This window comes from Microcoleus sp. N9_B4, from assembly GCF_036701635.1.
In the GTDB taxonomy this organism is placed as follows: Bacteria; Cyanobacteriota; Cyanobacteriia; order Cyanobacteriales; family Microcoleaceae; genus Microcoleus.
This window is the reverse complement of sequence record NZ_JAUBRC010000082.1, coordinates 1-17,161: the sequence shown is the minus strand read 5'-3', so window position 1 is coordinate 17,161 and position 17,161 is coordinate 1. Positions and strand designations below refer to the sequence as shown.

At 44.2% G+C, this 17,161-nt stretch carries 20 protein-coding genes; 8 read left to right on the top strand and 12 right to left on the bottom strand.

The features are described 5' to 3' along the window. Both QUA43_RS29750 and QUA43_RS29745 read left to right on the top strand, forming a co-directional pair. A partial coding sequence (locus QUA43_RS29750) for a GAF domain-containing sensor histidine kinase (protein ID WP_333379258.1) occupies nt 1–1,028 on the top strand: 1,028 nt, incomplete at its 5' end. 170 nt (nt 1,029–1,198) lie between these two features. Then, nucleotides 1,199–2,737: an ATP-binding protein gene (locus tag QUA43_RS29745; protein WP_333379257.1), complete on the top strand. Its 1,539-nt coding sequence runs from the start codon at nt 1,199–1,201 to the stop codon at nt 2,735–2,737. A gap of 270 nt (nt 2,738–3,007) precedes the next feature. Here the strand turns inward: QUA43_RS29745 and QUA43_RS31005 are convergent, their stop codons facing one another. The 3 genes from QUA43_RS31005 to QUA43_RS29730 form a co-directional block, all read right to left on the bottom strand. Then, nucleotides 3,008–3,112 carry a transposase gene (locus QUA43_RS31005; RefSeq protein WP_445302019.1) on the bottom strand — a complete coding sequence of 35 codons (105 nt, stop codon included), beginning with the start codon at nt 3,110–3,112 and terminating at the stop codon, nt 3,008–3,010. 354 nt (nt 3,113–3,466) lie between these two features. After that, the gene (locus QUA43_RS29735; RefSeq protein ID WP_333379255.1) at nt 3,467–4,159 is read right to left on the bottom strand and encodes a hypothetical protein; all 693 of its coding nucleotides are present in this window, start codon (nt 4,157–4,159) and stop codon (nt 3,467–3,469) included. Between the two features lie 28 nt (nt 4,160–4,187). Then, entirely contained in the window at nt 4,188–5,576 is a 1,389-nt protein-coding gene (locus QUA43_RS29730) for a HAMP domain-containing sensor histidine kinase (protein ID WP_333379253.1), read from the bottom strand. A gap of 121 nt (nt 5,577–5,697) precedes the next feature. On the opposite strand from QUA43_RS29730, the gene QUA43_RS29725 reads away from it, so the two are divergent. Then, complete coding sequence (locus tag QUA43_RS29725; RefSeq protein WP_333379251.1) at nt 5,698–5,865, top strand: hypothetical protein; 168 nt, start codon at nt 5,698–5,700, stop codon at nt 5,863–5,865. A 106-nt stretch (nt 5,866–5,971) separates the two neighbouring features. Continuing rightward, nucleotides 5,972–6,295 carry a DUF3155 domain-containing protein gene (locus QUA43_RS29720; RefSeq protein ID WP_006635576.1) on the top strand — a complete coding sequence of 108 codons (324 nt, stop codon included), beginning with the start codon at nt 5,972–5,974 and terminating at the stop codon, nt 6,293–6,295. Between the two features lie 70 nt (nt 6,296–6,365). Here the strand turns inward: QUA43_RS29720 and QUA43_RS29715 are convergent, their stop codons facing one another. From QUA43_RS29715 to QUA43_RS29700, 4 genes are all read right to left on the bottom strand, one after another. Continuing rightward, nucleotides 6,366–6,560, bottom strand: coding sequence for a hypothetical protein (locus QUA43_RS29715; protein WP_333379249.1), 195 nt, complete (start codon nt 6,558–6,560; stop codon nt 6,366–6,368). An 80-nt stretch (nt 6,561–6,640) separates the two neighbouring features. Beyond that, entirely contained in the window at nt 6,641–7,183 is a 543-nt protein-coding gene (locus QUA43_RS29710) for a cofactor assembly of complex C subunit B (RefSeq protein WP_333379247.1), read from the bottom strand. Nucleotides 7,184–7,499: 316 nt separating this feature from the next. Beyond that, nucleotides 7,500–7,892, bottom strand: coding sequence for a PadR family transcriptional regulator (locus tag QUA43_RS29705; protein WP_333058442.1), 393 nt, complete (start codon nt 7,890–7,892; stop codon nt 7,500–7,502). A 343-nt stretch (nt 7,893–8,235) separates the two neighbouring features. Then, nucleotides 8,236–8,439 (bottom strand): DUF751 family protein, encoded by a 204-nt coding sequence (locus QUA43_RS29700; protein WP_190657763.1) that lies wholly within the window; start codon nt 8,437–8,439, stop codon nt 8,236–8,238. Between the two features lie 274 nt (nt 8,440–8,713). Here QUA43_RS29700 and QUA43_RS29695 point away from each other — a divergent pair, with 274 nt between their 5' ends. Further along, nucleotides 8,714–9,589 carry a DNA adenine methylase gene (locus tag QUA43_RS29695; protein WP_333379245.1) on the top strand — a complete coding sequence of 292 codons (876 nt, stop codon included), beginning with the start codon at nt 8,714–8,716 and terminating at the stop codon, nt 9,587–9,589. 88 nt (nt 9,590–9,677) lie between these two features. Here the strand turns inward: QUA43_RS29695 and QUA43_RS29690 are convergent, their stop codons facing one another. Both QUA43_RS29690 and QUA43_RS29685 read right to left on the bottom strand, forming a co-directional pair. Beyond that, on the bottom strand, nt 9,678–10,160 hold the full coding sequence (locus QUA43_RS29690; RefSeq protein WP_333379243.1) for a PD-(D/E)XK nuclease superfamily protein: 483 nt from the start codon (nt 10,158–10,160) through the stop codon (nt 9,678–9,680). A 27-nt stretch (nt 10,161–10,187) separates the two neighbouring features. Beyond that, nucleotides 10,188–11,123: a metallophosphoesterase gene (locus QUA43_RS29685; protein ID WP_333379241.1), complete on the bottom strand. Its 936-nt coding sequence runs from the start codon at nt 11,121–11,123 to the stop codon at nt 10,188–10,190. Between the two features lie 103 nt (nt 11,124–11,226). Here QUA43_RS29685 and QUA43_RS29680 point away from each other — a divergent pair, with 103 nt between their 5' ends. Together QUA43_RS29680 and QUA43_RS29675 are read left to right on the top strand one after the other, a co-directional pair. Then, nucleotides 11,227–12,258, top strand: coding sequence for a hypothetical protein (locus QUA43_RS29680; RefSeq protein ID WP_333379239.1), 1,032 nt, complete (start codon nt 11,227–11,229; stop codon nt 12,256–12,258). A 180-nt stretch (nt 12,259–12,438) separates the two neighbouring features. Then, nucleotides 12,439–13,179, top strand: a complete 741-nt coding sequence (locus tag QUA43_RS29675) for a Uma2 family endonuclease (protein WP_333379237.1) — start codon at nt 12,439–12,441, stop codon at nt 13,177–13,179. 103 nt (nt 13,180–13,282) lie between these two features. On the opposite strand, the gene mrdA is transcribed toward QUA43_RS29675, so the two are convergent. Further along, nucleotides 13,283–15,097, bottom strand: a complete 1,815-nt coding sequence (mrdA, locus tag QUA43_RS29670; protein ID WP_333379235.1) for a penicillin-binding protein 2 — start codon at nt 15,095–15,097, stop codon at nt 13,283–13,285. Nucleotides 15,098–15,311: 214 nt separating this feature from the next. Between mrdA and QUA43_RS29665 the strand changes: the two genes are divergently transcribed. Beyond that, the gene (locus QUA43_RS29665; RefSeq protein WP_333295443.1) at nt 15,312–15,671 is read left to right on the top strand and encodes a phage holin family protein; all 360 of its coding nucleotides are present in this window, start codon (nt 15,312–15,314) and stop codon (nt 15,669–15,671) included. 285 nt (nt 15,672–15,956) lie between these two features. Here QUA43_RS29665 and QUA43_RS29660 read toward each other — a convergent pair whose 3' ends face one another. Continuing rightward, nucleotides 15,957–16,673, bottom strand: a complete 717-nt coding sequence (locus QUA43_RS29660; protein ID WP_445302018.1) for an N-acetylmannosamine-6-phosphate 2-epimerase — start codon at nt 16,671–16,673, stop codon at nt 15,957–15,959. Between the two features lie 17 nt (nt 16,674–16,690). Next, nucleotides 16,691–17,056: a four helix bundle protein gene (locus QUA43_RS29655; protein WP_333379234.1), complete on the bottom strand. Its 366-nt coding sequence runs from the start codon at nt 17,054–17,056 to the stop codon at nt 16,691–16,693. Nucleotides 17,057–17,161: the final 105 nt, after the last annotated feature.

Genomic DNA, 17,161 nt, shown 5'->3' with positions numbered 1-17,161 from the left:
CTCAACCGAAGTCTATTCTTTGCACTCCTCTGCTGCACCAAGGTAAGCTGACTGGCCTTCTTTATTTGGAAAATAACTTGATTGAAGGGGCTTTTACTACTGATCGCCTAGAATTGTTAAAACTTTTATCTTCCCAAATTGCTATTTCTATTGAGAATGCTCAACTTTACAAAAATTTACAGGAGTTCAATCAAAACTTAGAGCAATTAGTGAGCGATCGTACTCAACAATTATCGAACACCCTAGAGGCTTTAAAAGCCACCCAAACTCAGCTAGTCGAATCTGAAAAAATGGCATCTCTGGGAGGATTAGTTGCTGGTGTTGCCCATGAAATTAATACTCCCATCGGAGTGGGCGTCACTGTTGCTTCAGCTTTGGCAGAAAATACCACAGAATTTGCATCTATTTATAAAAGTGGCAAAATGAAGCGCTCGGATTTAGAAGAGTTTGTCGATATTGCTAGTCAAAGCAGTAAGGCACTTCTAATTAACCTAGATCGAGCGGCAGCATTGATTCAAAGCTTTAAGCAAGTAGCAGTCGATCGCTCTAGCGAAGAACGACGTACTTTCCAGATCAGACCTTATCTTGATGAAATTTTATTACAATTAAAACCCAAGTTGAAAAATAGCCAACATTCGCTTAAAATTAAGGGAGATAGCAAGATTGCCATAGATTCTTATCCAGGAGCCTTATCCCAAGTTGTGACAAACTTGCTAATCAATTCTCTGATTCATGCCTACGAACCAGGGATTTCTGGGGAAATAATTTTTGATTGGGAGCAAGAAGGTAATCGGCTAAGGTTTGAATACGCCGATGAAGGTAAAGGAATTCCCCCAGAAAACTTAAGTAAAATTTTTGAGCCATTTTTTACCACTAAGCGTGGTCAAGGTGGCAGTGGGTTAGGGTTACATATTGTCTACAATTTAGTCACCCAAAAACTCAAAGGTGAAATTGAATGTCTAAGTGAGGTGGGAAGAGGAACCAAGTTTATTATTAAATTACCCATGCAAATTGATTCACAAATGTAGAGTTCCAATTCCGATTTCCTGGCAAAGATAACTAAGTAAGTCAACCTCATTAAAAGTAAAATAAGGATGACTGAAAAGGTTGCTGTGTAACTCTTCTCCCTTCTGCCTTTTTCTTAACAGGTTTTCTAACTTAAAACCTAAACATTAGTAAAAAATAAAGGTGTACAGCAATGAAAAGTGATTTTGACGATTTGTTAACTAAACCATCTCCAGAAACAGTATACTTTGCCGAAGCAATGGACTCGGATGACGAGATATTGTTTGCAGATGAAACCACAGAAGAAAAACTGAGTGAAAGCTGGAAAATTTTAGTTGTAGATGATGAGGATCAAGTTCACACCGCTACTGAAATTTCACTAAGGAAGTTTGTCTTTGAAAACAAATCTTTAACCTTCATTAATGCTTACTCGGCTCGTGAAGCTAAACAGCTAATCCAAGAAAATCCTGATGTTGCCATCATCTTACTTGATGTAATTATGGAAACAGATGATGCTGGCTTAAACTTTGTTAAATATGTCCGCGAAGTCTTAGGCAACCAGTTAGTGCGAATTATTTTACGCACGGGTCAACCCGGACAAGTACCTGAAAAAAGCATTATTATCAATTACGATATTAATGACTATAAAACTAAAACTGAATTAACGACATCAAAGCTATACACTACGATGCTAACAGCTTTGAGAAGTTTTTCTCTAAGTCATAAATTGCAGTCTGAAATAGAGCGGCGCGAACAAGTAGAGAAAGCACTCCGTATCAGTGAAGAAAAAGAGCACCAAAAATCTGTTGCCTTAGAGCATTTTGTCAAAGAACTGCAAGAAACACAACTCCAGTTAGTTCAAAGTGAAAAAATGTCTAGTCTCGGTCAATTAGTTGCAGGTGTCGCCCATGAAATCAACAATCCGGTTAACTTTATTTACGGAAATCTCTCCCACGCCAACGACTATATTAAAGAACTCATTAATATGTTGAATCTTTACCAAAGGTATTACCCGCAACCAGAAGCAGAAATTGTCCATGAAATAGAAGATGCAGAGTTGCCATTTATCATAGATGATTTACCAAAATTGCTTTCTTCCATGCAGTTAGGGATCGAACGCATTCGCAATATTGTTCACTCTCTACGCAATTTTTCGCGGTTGGATGAAACTGAAATTAAATCAGTAGATATCCACGAAGGGATTAATAGCACTTTGATGATCTTACAGCACCGACTAAAGGGTAAGTCTGATCGCCCTGCTATCAATGTGATAAAAGACTATGGTGTATTGCCGCTTGTGAACTGTTATGCCGGTCAGCTCAATCAGGTGTTTATGAACCTTTTAGCGAATGCTATAGATGCTTTAGAGGAGCGGCTAAGTAGAGAAAGAGAAGATGGTACAGTTTTTTACCCCCAGATTTTGATTCGGACTGAAGTTGTACCCGGCAATTCGCATGACAACATTAGCTCGGCTTCTCGCATCCTGATAACAATTGCTGATAATGGTGTGGGCATGACAGAAACAGTTCGTTCTAAACTGTTCACTCCCTTTTTTACTACTAAGCCCATAGGAAAAGGTACAGGCATGGGATTGTCAATCAGCCGAAAAATTCTAATAGATAAGCACTGCGGTCAATTGGAGTGTATTTCTAAGCCAGAGCAGGGAACGCAGTTTATTATTGATCTGCCGACTATCTGTAGAGCCACTAATATCGCCGTAGCTAAGGCCTAGAAAACTTATCTGGCTGAATTGATTGATCATATAGCAATCCTTGCAGGAGTCGTAAACTTTTTACCCCACCCCAACCCTCCCCTTATCAAGGGGAGGGAGTAAGAAATTCACAAATGATTTAGGATTGCTATATATCGGTTTTCAGTTGCATGAGAATAGGGTAATTGCTAATTCCTCATTCATCGGAATTCTGACAGAATTTTTTCCCGCAGCAAGTCCCTCCTTTGCTGGGGTGGGGACTTGCTGCGGCTTTAGCCACATTCTTCTAACTTAATTGTGTTGGTTTGCAATATATTTTTTAACAATCTCTTCCGAGGCGTTACCAACTGTGCCGTAAAAATACAGCATATTCCATGTATATTTAGTACGCTGCATTCCGTAGAGAAGCAGAAAAAATGAAAATTTATGCGATCGAGTTTCGTAAAAAAATAGTCAAAGCTGATGAACCCGGTGATACATCAATTAGGGCGGTGTTGAATTGTTGAGCGCGTAAATACAAGATTAACACATCCTGATAGCTCGTTTGACAGGAAAAACTTTTTGTTATTCTACATCAGGTAACAAGTTGCTCAGACATTCCCTTCGATTATTAATTCACTATCTAAAATTGGCTAATCTTCCGATGCCATATCAAAATCAAATAAATTATTTTGGTTCTATGCGATCGCCGGCGTTGCTTAGTTATACCCTAATTTATAAACGCCTTTTTTTGTAAAATAATCTAGGCGCTCAACGTTCTTCCCTCTGCCGTAAATGCCGCCCGATTTCTTGATGACATACGTGCCAAAAATATAGGGCTAAATTCAGAAGAGCTAATAATTTAGTGCCATCTTCTAACATCGCGTGTACTCCTAGACTTTGAGACTCAAAAATATCCTCAAACCGTGAGATAGCAAACAAGAGGAATGCTACGACTAATGGCAGGTAAGGAGTGGTTTTGATGTATCGCCAAAACTTAACTCCGTAAAGGAAAACAGCCGTACCATAACACAAATAAATAAATTTGCTAGATATTCCCAACCGAGAGATAATCAAAGTCATCCGAAACCTGTCATCCAGGAAAAAGACTCCGAGTAGTAAAGCACTAAAAAATAAGAAGATCGTCGATCGACTCCGCGGCTCTTTTTGGCGCAGCACTCCGAAAGTAAATGCACAAATTGCTACTGGGATGCACCAGAGAACTTCGGAAACTCCGGTGAGAATGCCTTCGTAAGGGAACCAGACATTAAAAGGATCGCTAAACAGGCGTTCAACTCCGTCTCCCTGGTTGTTGAGTTTTGCGTATACGCTCAGCCCGCCCAAAATCAGAACAGTCAGAATGTTAAAAGCAGCTAAAAACCGTACACGAAAAAAGTGTTTTTTGAAAATTTCTAAAGAATTTGACAACTTGGGAATTTTATCGAATAAAGGTAGATGCTTCATAAAAAATGTGTCCTAGCAGTAGAGTTCGTTACTTATTCACGGGTAGCCAAACCACAAATGTAGTGCCGCGATCCGTTGGATATAATAAATTAGTTTCTGCTGAGGGTAGCCATTCAGGATTGACTGGGGAAAATACTTCTATTTCTCCTTGCATTTGGCGGACTAAATCGCGGGCAATCGCCAAACCCAATCCTGTGCCGGGAATTTCTGTCTGCGCTTTTTCTCCCCGGTAGTGGCGCTCAAATAAATGCTCTAAATCCTGGGAGGGAACGCCGGAACCAGTGTCGCTGACTGCAACTGCTATGGCAGGCAATTGGCTGTATCCTGCCCGATCGCCATCCGCTGCTTTGTACCTGACTTTAATATAAATTTGGCGGCCGGCAGGGGTATATTTCAAAGCATTGTCAATTAAATTGCTCAAAACTTCGCGCAAAGCTCGATCGTTGGCTGAGACTGGTGGCAAATCCGCCGGAATGTCGGCTAGCAATTTCAGATACCTTTCAGATGCGATCGCCTCGGCGGAAATTAACAGCGGTTTTAAGACTTCTGTAACAAAACAGGATTCCTGCAAATTGGCCACAGGTGACAGCGACAGAGGAGAATGCCGGATTGATTCCACATTGGACATTGCTTTTTCTGAAGTGCCCGATCGCAATTTTAGATGTGCTTCGCCGGTGTCAACAGTTCGATCGAACTGGCCGAGCAACTCTTGCAGCCGATCGCTCTCTCGGACAATACTAAAAGCCACATTGCGGTTTTTGTCTTCCGGTACCAGCCGCCGCGCTAACAACTTGCCAAAAGTTCGCAACGCTGTCAGCGGACTTTTGAACTGATGCAGCAAATTGTGCATCGTGTCGTAAACCTGAACCTGGACTTGCCGACTCGTACCCAATTCCTGCTGCATCCACTGCGATCGCTGGTCTAAAATGCAGGCTAGGGCTAAGGTGCGAGCAATTTGTTGTATTTGAGCCTCCTCTCGCTCGTTCCAAGGCCTGTCTTGCCGACCGCTGACTAGGAGTCCCATTACAGCTCCCTCGTGTATCAGAGGCGTCACAATTTGCATCCGCTGCTGCCACAAATTCTCCGGGCCTTGGCACTGATGGGAAGTGCGCTCTTTACCCGGAAGTCGCTCGGGTGCGATCGCCCCTACCGTTGATTCTTCCACAGGCCCAACAGGCGGCGCCAGCAGTCGCGGTACCGGTTTCACTGTCGAGCTTTCGGGAGATTGCAACCTCAACCCCTGATTTTCTTCCGATTCGGCTGAGGTTTCTGGGTAAACTGCGATCGGCACCAACTTTGCTTCGCTGCCTTCTACCAACTCTTGTGTCAGGTATACCGCGCTGAATTTCGCTCCCAAACTAACGGCGATGGCTACCTGCGAGCGGCAAAGTTTGACAAATTCTGAACTGGCTGGCATTAACATGAGCGCCACATTAAGATATCTAACGGAATTCTAAGTAAATTACAAATTATCGGCGGCCGATTACTGATGAGAGACTTCTAGATTTCAGGTTTCTTTCCTTTGATAGAAGGCTGCTATGTTGAAGGCATGGGGCTTTCATGAACCCAAATTGCCCCGCATCGCCCTCCGCGCAGCTTCCACCGATCCCCAACCTTGGCTTTTGGCGGAACTTGCGGCCAGCTATACCACAACCGCTACACTTTTGTCGATCGGCACGATTGTTAAGATTATGTCGATATATTAAAAACAGTTGAAATTTTGAGCTAGAACGGATATACTGGCCTCGGATTTGGTAGCTATCATTACAACCTGTCTGCTCATACTGTCTGCTCACAGAGGAGGTAAAGAAATTGGCCAGGAGACGCAAACGCAAGAGTCGCCGCCGACAAGAAGGACGCAGAATTTTAGAGTGTGTGCCTCAATATAGCATCGAGAGCGGCGAAGATAAACCCGTAACAGCGGCTCGCAAGTTCATCCATGCAGAAGGCATTGCTCCCCCAGCTTTGCTGTTAGTCAAGCGTAACGAGCATACCACTGACAGATACTTCTGGGCTGAAAAAGGTTTATTTGGAGCCCAATACGTAGAAGAGAACCATTTCTTGTTTCCCAGCTTAAAGGTGATGTTGGAAGCTACCACAGAAAAAATTCCTGTGGTGTCAGCCAGCCGCGCATAGCTCAAAATGTTTAGCTCAAAACATTGACAGCAATGTTTTTCTAAGTTTTTTAACAAAAGCGCGAGAGTTCTCATTGTCTGGAGAGTGCCAACTGAAATTTCTGCGAAAAGTCCTTAGAAATTAGGGTATAAGGAGCCATCGCAACAGGCGTGATCGCAGCCCAAGGGCGATCGCCACAATTGGCACTTTCACGATAATGGTTTTTTTGTGACTGTTTTGTCGATCGAATTTGTCGATCGAACAAGTGGATCAAAAAAACAGCCAACTCAAGATCCGCTCTTGAGTCATCGGTTTGTCAGCTCGAAGTCTAACTACGGCATCTAGCATATCAAAAAACGTTCCGCGTCAAACTTTATAATCGATCGGTTTCAAATCTAAAGCTTTTTGCATGGCTGCTAGTTCATCGCGGTGAGCTCGGACAGTAACAAAGCTCTTGGTTTGGCTTCCCGACTCAGCAACTGATTCGAGTTTGAGGGAGACTTGCTCAGAGCGTCCAGCTTTTTTCCAGTAAAATACCCCCGCCAGCGGGGACAGCAGTACCAAAGCTAGGAAAATTTGACCTTGTTGGGGAACTAGCATTCCCAAAACCAGTCCCAAGCACAGAGCGCCACCTGCACTCAGCAGAGTTAGAAAAATAGCTAGAAACCAACTCGGCCGCACAAAACCCTCAAACGTGACTTTATAGTTGGGGGCATCGACGGCTGCAACTCGGTAAGCTCTCTGGGCAAAATACTGTTGTAGCTCGGTTAACAGTGACTCTTGGGCGCTCTCGGAAGCCAGCTTGACTTGTTCGATGCGATCTTTGACTGAGGCCTTGATAAAGAAAAACAAGCCAACAGCCAACAGCAGCGTCAGCACAAATGTTGAAGGAAGAACAGCAGTATCCATCGGTAGAAGTTTGTGTATTTTAAATGATCTACTATTACTTTACAGAAATTTACATACGAAAGCGATCGAGGACTTACGCAGACACTTTTTTAACAAAATTCGCAGAAAGCTTGTTCTGCAAGGCGTTTTTCTCCCCATCACCAAATTCCCATATCTCCCCATCATCCCTAATTCTCAAGTGACCGTGCGTAAGTCCTGACGTTGTGTAGCTGCTTTAATCGCTGTGTGGCGATCGAGCAAAGCGAAGGCAATCGGGCAAATCGCTTTGCAAGTAGCGCCAGCATCTCCAGGGTTTAGGCATCCGATTCCAACTCGGCTAACCCATGTGACCAGTTTCTAAGGCGCGGGAACGACGCTCTGACGCGCCGTTTCCCTGACCAATGTAATCGTGCCAGAGACGAGCGAGGTCTTGAGCTTGGTGTCGCCACTCAGGGAGGATTTGATACATCCGGCGGGGGCGGCCGCGTCCTTCTACTTTTTTCCAGTAACCGGTGATTACGGCTTCATCTTCGAGGAATTTCAGAGCGCTGTAGAGAACGGTATCAGAAAGTCGGTAGATGGGGAATTCCCTCTCTAGTTGGCCAATGAGTTCTGTACCGTAGGAATCTCCGCGCAATAACACGGAGAGAATGTAACACACAGCTAATTCCTTGTTTAGATAAACAGGAGGGGGATCTTGAAAAAATTGATAGATATGTTCAAACTTCATCTGTCTTGTCCGCTGGAAACTCTCGTGATACCGTCAGGTTAACGGGAGAGGAAAGCGGGGCGGGGTGTGCCGCTTCCTAATGATTAAGTGGGACACCGGGGAAACAGAGGTGCAGTATTTCCCCAGTGAATGTTGATGGCCCCAAAGGCTTGTCCTGCACTTGGGTAATGTTTGCCTGCGCCTTGGTTGAGCAACGCTGACGTAACGCCGCTTACTAACTTCCTCTTCCAATCTATCGCAGCGACTATTGTCAAGTGTGCGATCGCCTGCAATAGTTGGCAGTTACTTTGGAAGTTGGTGTTTTAACTGAATTTGCCGTTGATGTTTGCGCTCTAGCTTGGCTTTAAACCGAACTCAGGCCTAACATAGCCCGCAGTGTAAAAGTTAGAAAGACAAAAGTCGCTACAATCGAACTAATCAGGGCGATCGCAGTTGCCGGTCGATCGAGCAGGGGTTTAAGTCGCTCGAACAGGAAAAAGAAAATTCCCAGACATATCGTAATGAAAAACCGGGGGTAGCGAGAGACGTTATTAATAAAATCTTGCATGAGCTTGGTGGGGTAAAGTGTCACAGCACAATCTTTGACTGGTAACACTTGTGAGCGAGTTAGACAATTTTGGCACAGCCGGAGCTAAATCTGCCGATCGGGCGATCGGGCATTTTTGCCGGCGAGGCTGACATATATAATTCTAACGAAAACTTTTTGCCGATGGCTCCAGCACTCTCTGTTTAATGCCACGCGACCTCCGGTAAGAACTTCAGAAGTATTTCTATTGAGTTCTAGTTGTGATAAATATTATAGGGCCGTTATTTCTAGATAAATGTCTGCTGCCGCACCTTCTTTCGTCTTGCCACGTCCCTTTCTGAAATGGGCAGGAGGCAAAACTCGGTTGATTGGACAATATCAACCTTATTTTCCTGAAAAGTTCACAACTTACTACGAGCCTTTTTTGGGCGGCGGAGCTGTATTTTTTTACTTAGCACAGCAGCACCCTGGTTTGCAAGCTGTTTTAACAGATATTAATCCTGAGTTGATTAATGCTTATCGCTGTGTCAGGGATAAAGTTGAGGAACTGATTCTACTTTTAGAGGAGCATCAGTTAGAACATACCAAGGACAATAAAAATTATTATTACTCGGTGCGATCGCGCTCCTACAAAACAGATACAGAAAAAGCAGCACGCCTGATTTACCTAAATAAAACTTGTTACAACGGCCTCTACAGAGAAAACTCCAAAGGTGAATTTAATGTTCCCATAGGTCGATACAAAAACCCTAACATTTGTCAAGCAGATTTACTGCGATCGGTCTCATCTTTACTCGCGCCCGCTCAAATTGAAGTCAGAAAATTCGATGAAATTTTGGATTTTGCTACAAGCTGCGAAGACTTTGTTTATTTTGACCCGCCTTATTATCCAATCAGTGCCACCAGTAACTTCACGACTTACAGCCGGGATAATTTCAAAGAATCGGAACAGCTTAAACTGAGAGATATTTTTGCAGAACTTGCAGAACGGGGCGTGAAAGTTATGCTGTCTAATTCTAACTGCGATTTTATCGAAAAGATCTACAGCGATACTCAACTTTTCCCAAATAAATCTCTGCCAAAACTCATTGAAATCTCAGCATCTAGGGGAATTAATTCTAATACTTTTAAGCGCGGTAAAATCAAGGAATTATTAATACGTTTATTTTAAATCTTATTTAAGAAAAGTCTCTAATTAAGCATATTTTGTAGGATTAATACGTAGTTGCCCCACACGCGGCAAAGTTCCGTAATTTCTGTTACAGATATTTGTTAGCCCAGGTAATAAAACCTTCGAGCTTGTGAACTGCCAACAGATTTTGATTGTCAGGAATTTGTTTTTTAAACCAGTCGATCGAACCTTGCCTCATACCGTCACCACCCACTATAACAATAGTAGGAACCCGATAGCAATTTTTAATATTTAAATTAAGGTAAGGATACTTCTCATCTACTGAACCTTTGTCTTCTTGCCACTTGCACTCAACAATTAGACCCAGAGGAAACAAACCGGAATTAACAATATAAAAATCGACATTGATTTCAGTTTCATAGATGCTAGACCCGATATAAACTTGTTTAGCATATCGCTTGGGATTTTCAGTAGAGCTTAAGAGCCACTCTCGCTTGCGCTTTTTCGGCAACTGGGGGCATATTTCGAGATATCCGTGACCTCTTAACGTACCTTCTACAGTTGTTTCTAAAACAAAACCAGTTTTATTGGCTCTAAAACCCCTATTCATTTTGTTGGCTCCTGAATATAATTTGAATTAAGCCGATCGCACTTCGATCACTCCCCTATCAAAAACCCGTTTGTCAGTACCAATAGAACTGACAAACATCCGGTCTTCATAGACATCAAACGTCGCAAAACTCAGGCGGCTAGCAGAATACTCCGTCCACTCAGAACGCCCCACCGGACGAGTGCCACCGCCAGCCCCGCAAATTAAATAAGTCGTACCGTTAATCGATCGAGTGCGTTCGTAACTGTGCTCGTGTCCGTTGATATAAAGCTGCACGCCGTATTTTTGAAACAAAGGCGTCAAAGTCTGAATAAAAGATTGACTCACTCCGTATACGCCAGAGGAATAAATCGGGTGGTGGCCGAACACAACTTTCCAAGGTGCGGTGCTCTGACTCAACTCTTTTTCCAGCCACACAAGCTGATTTTTCCAATCCGCATTGTGATTGGTATCTAAAGCGAAAAACTGTACGGGATCGCGGCGAAAAGTATAGTAGCGACCTTGCATATTAAAACCCGCATATTTAACTTGCGGATCGCCGTTAGCAGTGCGGATGTCGTGATTTCCCAGACAAGCATAAAATTTTACACCTTGCTGCAATAACGGCTGATAAGGCCGCTCGAAAACAGCATTAATTTTTTCAATTTCGCCGTTATTGTAGATATTGTCGCCGGCGAGAACAGCAACATTAAAAGGGTTTTCCCGGTGATATTGCGCCATCGCCTCAGCGACAGCATACTGACCTTCAGCGCCGGTACCGGTGTCGGCCACCGAAATAAAGCGTAAAATAGGCGGTGAGGCCGGCAAAGGGACGATCGCCCTTTCTGCCTCAACGTTAGAAGGCGCAGCAGCGTGGGCGTCTGTACCCCAGGCACTCCGAAGCTGAAACATTTTCCAGACTCCGGCAAAACCAAAGCTGCTGAGACTGCCTAAAATTAGAAAGTGACGGCGTTTGATGCTCATTTTGATTCAGTTACAACTAAGTTAAATGATAAATTAAGGTTGAGATGGCTCAATTAAAATTTATCTCGTTTAGATATATTTGCAACGCCCCAAGGCAGAGAAAATGTCAGAAGAACAACTAAACCAACCAACTCCAGAACCCTCTCAATCTCCGACACCGCAGGTTGATTCGGCTGCAAAGTCTGCCCCCACTGGCAGCCAAACTCAAAATGCCAGCAGCGCGGTTCCCAAAAATCAGAGAATCAAAGCTTTGATTGCCTCGATCGGGAATTTGGGAAAAAAAGGCAAAAAATTACCAGCCGAACCCCCCTTGCAGCAAGAAAAGCCGATCGCACCCACCGCTTCAGACTCAGCAACAGTAACTCCTCCCGCTGTTGCTGTGGAAGTTAACAGCGTGCCACCAAAAGTTGCTGTAAAAGTTGAGAAAAAGCCTGTATCCCAACGCACGGAAGGGAGCTTTTTACAGAACGTCGGTGTACTTTGGCAAAGTATTGTGCGGCTAGTGCGATCGCTACTGCCACCATCTACGAACCAGAAGCTATCCGATCCAATTTTAAACGCCGCCATAGCAGCAATTCTCATCGTTGTAGTCGGTTTAACTCTCAACAGTTTCTCACCAAAACCGCCGGAGAAAGTAGCAAAAGTGCCTTTGCCAGCAGCGCAGCAGTCGCTGCCAACATTTGATGATTTTCTGGCATCGGGAACGCCGAAATCGCCAGAGGCGATCGTACCGTCAGCGCCAATCTCTACTAAATTCAAAAGCAAGTTGCCTGATTTAGTGGCACCGGAAAAACCGCAACCAGTAGAAATTATCCCACCGCCCCCGCTGACGCCCGAACAGTCTCTGATTGCTGCGATTCAAAATCAAGTTACTGACATTAAAAATCGACTGGGCGGCGGTTTAGTTGAGTCTGTTCAAGCTAATTTTTCCAGCAGCATTTTGACAGTAAAAGTCGCTGAAGATTGGTACAAACTCAGCGAAGTTGAGCAAAATCAACTAGCAACAAAGATGTGGAAGGAGGCTAACTCACTCGATTTCAGCAAGTTAGAAATTGCGAATATGGAAGGCAACTTAATAGCTAGAAGTCCGGTTGTTGGTTCGGAAATGATTATTTTAGAGAGAGGGATTAATTAAAATTTAAATAGTCTGTATCTGTAAAACGTCACGCCAGCCTTAGAGTCCAGGACGCACCACCTAATTATGTAGGTGTGCAGTGCACACCTTACCGCTGTTAATTTTTTTGACAAGAGTGAACTTTTTCAAATCCGACAGAATGCTACCATTAAATTAATTAACTTTGAGGAAAATTGAAAAATGACAATTTTAACTCAAGTCGAACAACTAGAAATTGAATATCCCAGCAGCGACGGAGAGCCGATGGCTGAAAGCGACATCACGCGCGATTACATGACTTACAGCGTAGAAGCTGTCAAGCTTTACTTTCAAGAACGTTCTGATGTTTACGTGTCAGCCAATTCTTTCATATATTATGAAGAAGGGAACAATCAGGCAGTTGTGGCCCCGGATGTTTATGTGGTGTTTGGAGTTGCCAACCGCAAAAGGGATAATTATAAAGTTTGGGAAGAAGGCGGAATTACTCCCGATTTTGTGTTAGAAATTACTTCGGAAACAACTCAGACGAAAGACCAAGAAACCAAACCGGAAATTTATCGAGCTTTGGGAGTTAGGGAATATTTTCAGTACGATCCGTCGGGAGATTATCTGAATCCGATTTTACAGGGAGTACGTTTGATAAACAATCAGTACGAGCCGATTGCAGCCAACAAAATCGCTTTCGATACGCTGTGGTTGTTCAGTGAAGTGCTGGGACTGGAATTGCATATAATTTCAGGAGAATTGAGGTTTAGAGTTCCTGAAACGGGTGAGTTTTTGAAGACTCACAAGGAAGAGAACCTGGGACGACTGGCAGCGGAGTCAACATTACGATCGCTCGTAACTCAACTCTTAAATTCTGGAATGAGTCTGGAACAGGTAGCGCAAATGATGAATTTATCGACCGTGGAAGTGAGACGATTGGTAGGGGAAAACTTTTGATCGATCGCACTTTTCCCAAATATCAAGGATAGTGCGATCGAACTATGGGACAAAATGAGAACAGTCAACAGCCAACAGTCAACTATTAACTAATGACTAATGACTATAGAGGCTTATTAGTAGGTTTAAAACCCTGCTTTTGAAAATAGGTTCTAAATACCTCTTGAGCAATTGGTGCGGCCGATACAGCACCATATCCTCCGCCTTCAACTATAACTGCGATCGCAACTTCAGGTTTGTCAGCGGGAGCAAAACCCACATACATAGAATTGTCAGGATGACCGGGCATTTCCACAGTCCCAGTTTTGCCAGCACTTAAAGGAATAGTACCGTCATTCAAGCCGCGGCCTGTACCTTTTTTCACCACGTCAATCAATCCTTGTTTAACGACATTTAAAGTGGCAGGCTTAATACCTGTTTGAATTTTTTGAGTTATAGGAGTATTGGTTTGAGAAGCCAACAAATGCGGCTGCACTCGCCAACCACCGTTGGCAACAGTTGACACCATCACAGCCAATTCTAGGGGAGTACAAAGTACCAAACCTTGACCGATCGACATTGTTACCGTATCCCCAACGTACCAATCTTCCCCATACATTTTCTGTTTCTCTGCTGGGATCGGAACTTGACCGTGATTGGCACCGTCTATCCCCAAAAGGTCTAAATTAATAGTACCGCCAATGCCCATTTTTTTAGCCCATTTCGCCATTTCTTCCGGCCCTGCAGTCATACCTACTTGATAGAAAAACGTATTGCTGCTGTAGGCTAAAGCATCGCGGAAACCGATAACGCCGTAACCTGCGCCGTGTTCGTTAAAGGAAATTCCGCCGATGTTAATTGAAGCAGAACTTACCAAAGTCGAGTCAGGAGAAAACTTGCCCGACTCCATCCCGGCTACAGCAGTGACAATCTTAAAAGTGCTGCCGACTGGATAGCCTTGAACTGCCCGATTTAAAAATGGTTTGTCGGGCCCTTGGAGTCGATCCCATTCTTGTTGAGTCACCTTGCGGGTGAAAATATTGGGATCAAATGTCGGCCAACTAGCCATTGTTAAAAGAGCTCCGGTTTTTACGTCGATCGCCACAACTGCACCCAGGCGATCGCCCAAAGCTTTTTCCGCAGTTTTCTGCATATCTAAATCTAAAGTTAGCTGCACCGGTTTGCCAGGAATAGGGTCTTTTACACCTAAATCTTGGATTTCTTCGCCCTTAGCATTTACCTCGATTAAACGGTTTCCCCAAACGCCCTCTAAAGTTGAATTGGCTAATTTTTCAACTCCCATTTGACCGACGATCATTCCCATCGGATATGCAGGATTAGCTTTTAATTGATCTAAACTAGCTTCGCCGACGTATCCCAAAAGGTGAGCTGCTAATTGCTGGTTGGGATTGTCTCGGCTCGATTCTACGCGAATTTCAACTCCCCGCAAAGTATTAGCTTGTTCTCCCAACGCGACGAAAGTACCGACATCGATATCCTTACTAATTCGCACTGGCAGGGCCGATCTGTAGCCAACTGCATCGATTTTTTTGACAATTTCGGCTGCGGGAAGTTTGACGATCGGGCCCAGTGTAGCGGCGATCTCTTGCCACTCCTTGGCCGATCGCTCTTTTGGCCACACATAGACTGATCGAGATACGCGGCTGGCCGCAAAAATTTTGCCGTTGCGGTCTAAAATTTGACCGCGAGTCGCTGGGACTGAAACAGGGCGAATGCGGTTATTTTCCGCCCGCTGTCGGTTGTAGGCTCCCTGTACCAGTTGCAATTCGGCTAGACGAAATATTGGTAGCGCCATCAAGGTAGTGACGAGCAGCATAAAAATCATAACTTGGAGCGATCGGCTGCGTTGCCGTGAAGCATTGTCCAAGCCATTTTTGTCGAATCGGACTTGAGAGTTAAAAGAAAAATCGCCAGCCATATTAATTAATCTGCTCTTTTTATTCAACTAACAGGTTGATAAGGTTCCCATCCGGATTATTTTGCCTATGATACAGCGATTCTAACTTCTCACTCTTTAGTAACAGACATAAATTCTGTCGATTGGCAGACGAATCAGCCGGATTGTTTGATTAAGGTAGATGTTAAATATCAAGTTTTTTTGACAATTCAACTGTTAAGGAGGTACGAGCGCTGTGGAACCGATCGATTTTTTGATTGCTTGGCTGGTGACGGGTAGCAGCTTGCTACTGATTTCTCAACTGCCGATCGGCGTAGAAATTGACAGCACACCGAAAGCAGTAATTTCCGCTGCGGTTTTGGGAATGTTGAATGTTTTAATTTTGCCAATTCTGAAAGCAGTTTTTTTCGTGCCGAACCTACTGACGCTGGGATTGCTTTCCGGCGCGTTTGCTTTTGTAATGAATGTGATTGTTTTTGCCTCGGCGGCGAAGTTAGTTGAAGGATTTAGTTTGCGGATGGGCATTTGGAGCGCGGTACTGGGGGCGATCGCCTTGGCTGTAGTTAGCAGCTTTATCAACGGCGCACTAATTTAGCAACTTCCCCCGATCAAGGGCGATTGAAATCGCCCGATATTTCCCACCCTTAGCAGGCGCGTTTCTTGTGCCTACAAGCCATTTCTATCGCCGAATATTTCTTATCCCTTCTTCCTTCAATCCGTTACATCCGTTACATCCGTTAAACAATCAGTTGCCGAACTTCCTTCAATCCGTTACATCCGTTACATCCGTTACATCCGTTACATCCGTTAAACAATCCGTTGCCGAACTTCCTTCAATCCGTTACATCCGTTACATCCGTTAAACAATCCTTTGCCGAACTTACTTCCCCATCAGCGACTTATAGGCTGTCACTTTCAGATCAATCCCAGTAATATCTGTCCCCACAACAACAGCCACCGCTCCTAAATCCAAGGCTTTTTTAGCCATTTCCGGCCCCGATATCCCGCCTTCGCAGATAACGGGAACCTTAAGTTTTTCTACCATTTCCGCAAGCAAATCAAATCCCGGCGGCGAGAAATTTTCCGTCTGGGCAGTATAGCCAAAAAGAGTAGTTGCTACAGTATCTGCACCAGCTTCGGTTGCCGCGATCGCAGCTTCTATTGTATCTACATCCGCCATCACTAATTTGCCCAATTCACTGTGAATTCGCGCGATTAACGTCTTTAACTCTTCGCCCGCAGGACGGTTTCTCAGAGTAGCATCAACGGCGATAATATCGGCTCCAGAAGCGGCGATCGCCCGCGCGTCTTCAAACCGAGGAGTAATGTAAATCTCGCATCCCGGCAATTGCTGCTTCCAAATCCCAATTATGGGAGCGGATACCTGTTTTCGCACCGCTGCAATGTGAGCCGGAGTGTCAATCCGCACGCCAGATGCACCTCGATTGATGGCGGTTCGAGCCATTGCCGCAATTACGATCGGATCGTGCAGCGGCGAATCAGCAGGTGCTTGACAAGAAACAATTAATCCTGTAGGAATTTGACAATTAATCATGGGAAATGGGGAATAGGGAATTGGGCATCGGGCATCGGGCATCGGGCTTTTTTTGTAATTTATTCCCTGTGCCCTATTGAACTCAAATAAGCGTTAAGTTTTGGTAGTAATTTATCGACAATTGGTTTAAATTTGCTTACTTCTTCGCTTGTGATAAGTTGTCTAGCATAGGCTAATCTTAACCAGTTTACTGTTTCGTACAAAGAGCCTCTAGCAATTTTTACAAAACGCCGATTATCTTGGTCATTATAACGACATCTTCCTTCAGCAATATTAGCACAGACACTATCAGCAGACCGAACGATCTGTTTGCCCATCGTATCTTTTGTGAAGTAATCCCATTTTTTAACAATCTCCCAAATCTGATTCGCCAAACTTTCCGCCAACTTATAAACCTCTAATTCCTCAAAATCAGGTCTTCCCATAATTACCTCAAAAACTCAATTATATTAAATGCCCCATGCCCCATGCCCCATGCCCCATGCCCCATGCCCCATGCCCCATGCCCCATGCCCCATGCCCCATGCCCC

Excerpts from the sequence above, each read along its gene's own strand:
- QUA43_RS29745 (WP_333379257.1), top strand. The coding sequence starts at position 1,199 with ATGAAAAGTGATTTTGACGATTTGTTAACTAAACCATCTCCAGAAACA.
- QUA43_RS31005 (WP_445302019.1), bottom strand. The coding sequence starts at position 3,112 with ATGCAGCGTACTAAATATACATGGAATATGCTGTATTTTTACGGCACA.
- QUA43_RS29735 (WP_333379255.1), bottom strand. The coding sequence starts at position 4,159 with ATGAAGCATCTACCTTTATTCGATAAAATTCCCAAGTTGTCAAATTCT.
- QUA43_RS29730 (WP_333379253.1), bottom strand. The coding sequence starts at position 5,576 with ATGCCAGCCAGTTCAGAATTTGTCAAACTTTGCCGCTCGCAGGTAGCC.
- QUA43_RS29725 (WP_333379251.1), top strand. The coding sequence starts at position 5,698 with ATGTTGAAGGCATGGGGCTTTCATGAACCCAAATTGCCCCGCATCGCC.
- QUA43_RS29710 (WP_333379247.1), bottom strand. The coding sequence starts at position 7,183 with ATGGATACTGCTGTTCTTCCTTCAACATTTGTGCTGACGCTGCTGTTG.
- QUA43_RS29705 (WP_333058442.1), bottom strand. The coding sequence starts at position 7,892 with ATGAAGTTTGAACATATCTATCAATTTTTTCAAGATCCCCCTCCTGTT.
- QUA43_RS29700 (WP_190657763.1), bottom strand. The coding sequence starts at position 8,439 with ATGCAAGATTTTATTAATAACGTCTCTCGCTACCCCCGGTTTTTCATT.
- QUA43_RS29695 (WP_333379245.1), top strand. The coding sequence starts at position 8,714 with ATGTCTGCTGCCGCACCTTCTTTCGTCTTGCCACGTCCCTTTCTGAAA.
- QUA43_RS29690 (WP_333379243.1), bottom strand. The coding sequence starts at position 10,160 with ATGAATAGGGGTTTTAGAGCCAATAAAACTGGTTTTGTTTTAGAAACA.
- QUA43_RS29685 (WP_333379241.1), bottom strand. The coding sequence starts at position 11,123 with ATGAGCATCAAACGCCGTCACTTTCTAATTTTAGGCAGTCTCAGCAGC.
- QUA43_RS29680 (WP_333379239.1), top strand. The coding sequence starts at position 11,227 with ATGTCAGAAGAACAACTAAACCAACCAACTCCAGAACCCTCTCAATCT.
- QUA43_RS29675 (WP_333379237.1), top strand. The coding sequence starts at position 12,439 with ATGACAATTTTAACTCAAGTCGAACAACTAGAAATTGAATATCCCAGC.
- mrdA (WP_333379235.1), bottom strand. The coding sequence starts at position 15,097 with ATGGCTGGCGATTTTTCTTTTAACTCTCAAGTCCGATTCGACAAAAAT.
- QUA43_RS29660 (WP_445302018.1), bottom strand. The coding sequence starts at position 16,673 with ATGCCCGATGCCCGATGCCCAATTCCCTATTCCCCATTTCCCATGATT.
- QUA43_RS29655 (WP_333379234.1), bottom strand. The coding sequence starts at position 17,056 with ATGGGAAGACCTGATTTTGAGGAATTAGAGGTTTATAAGTTGGCGGAA.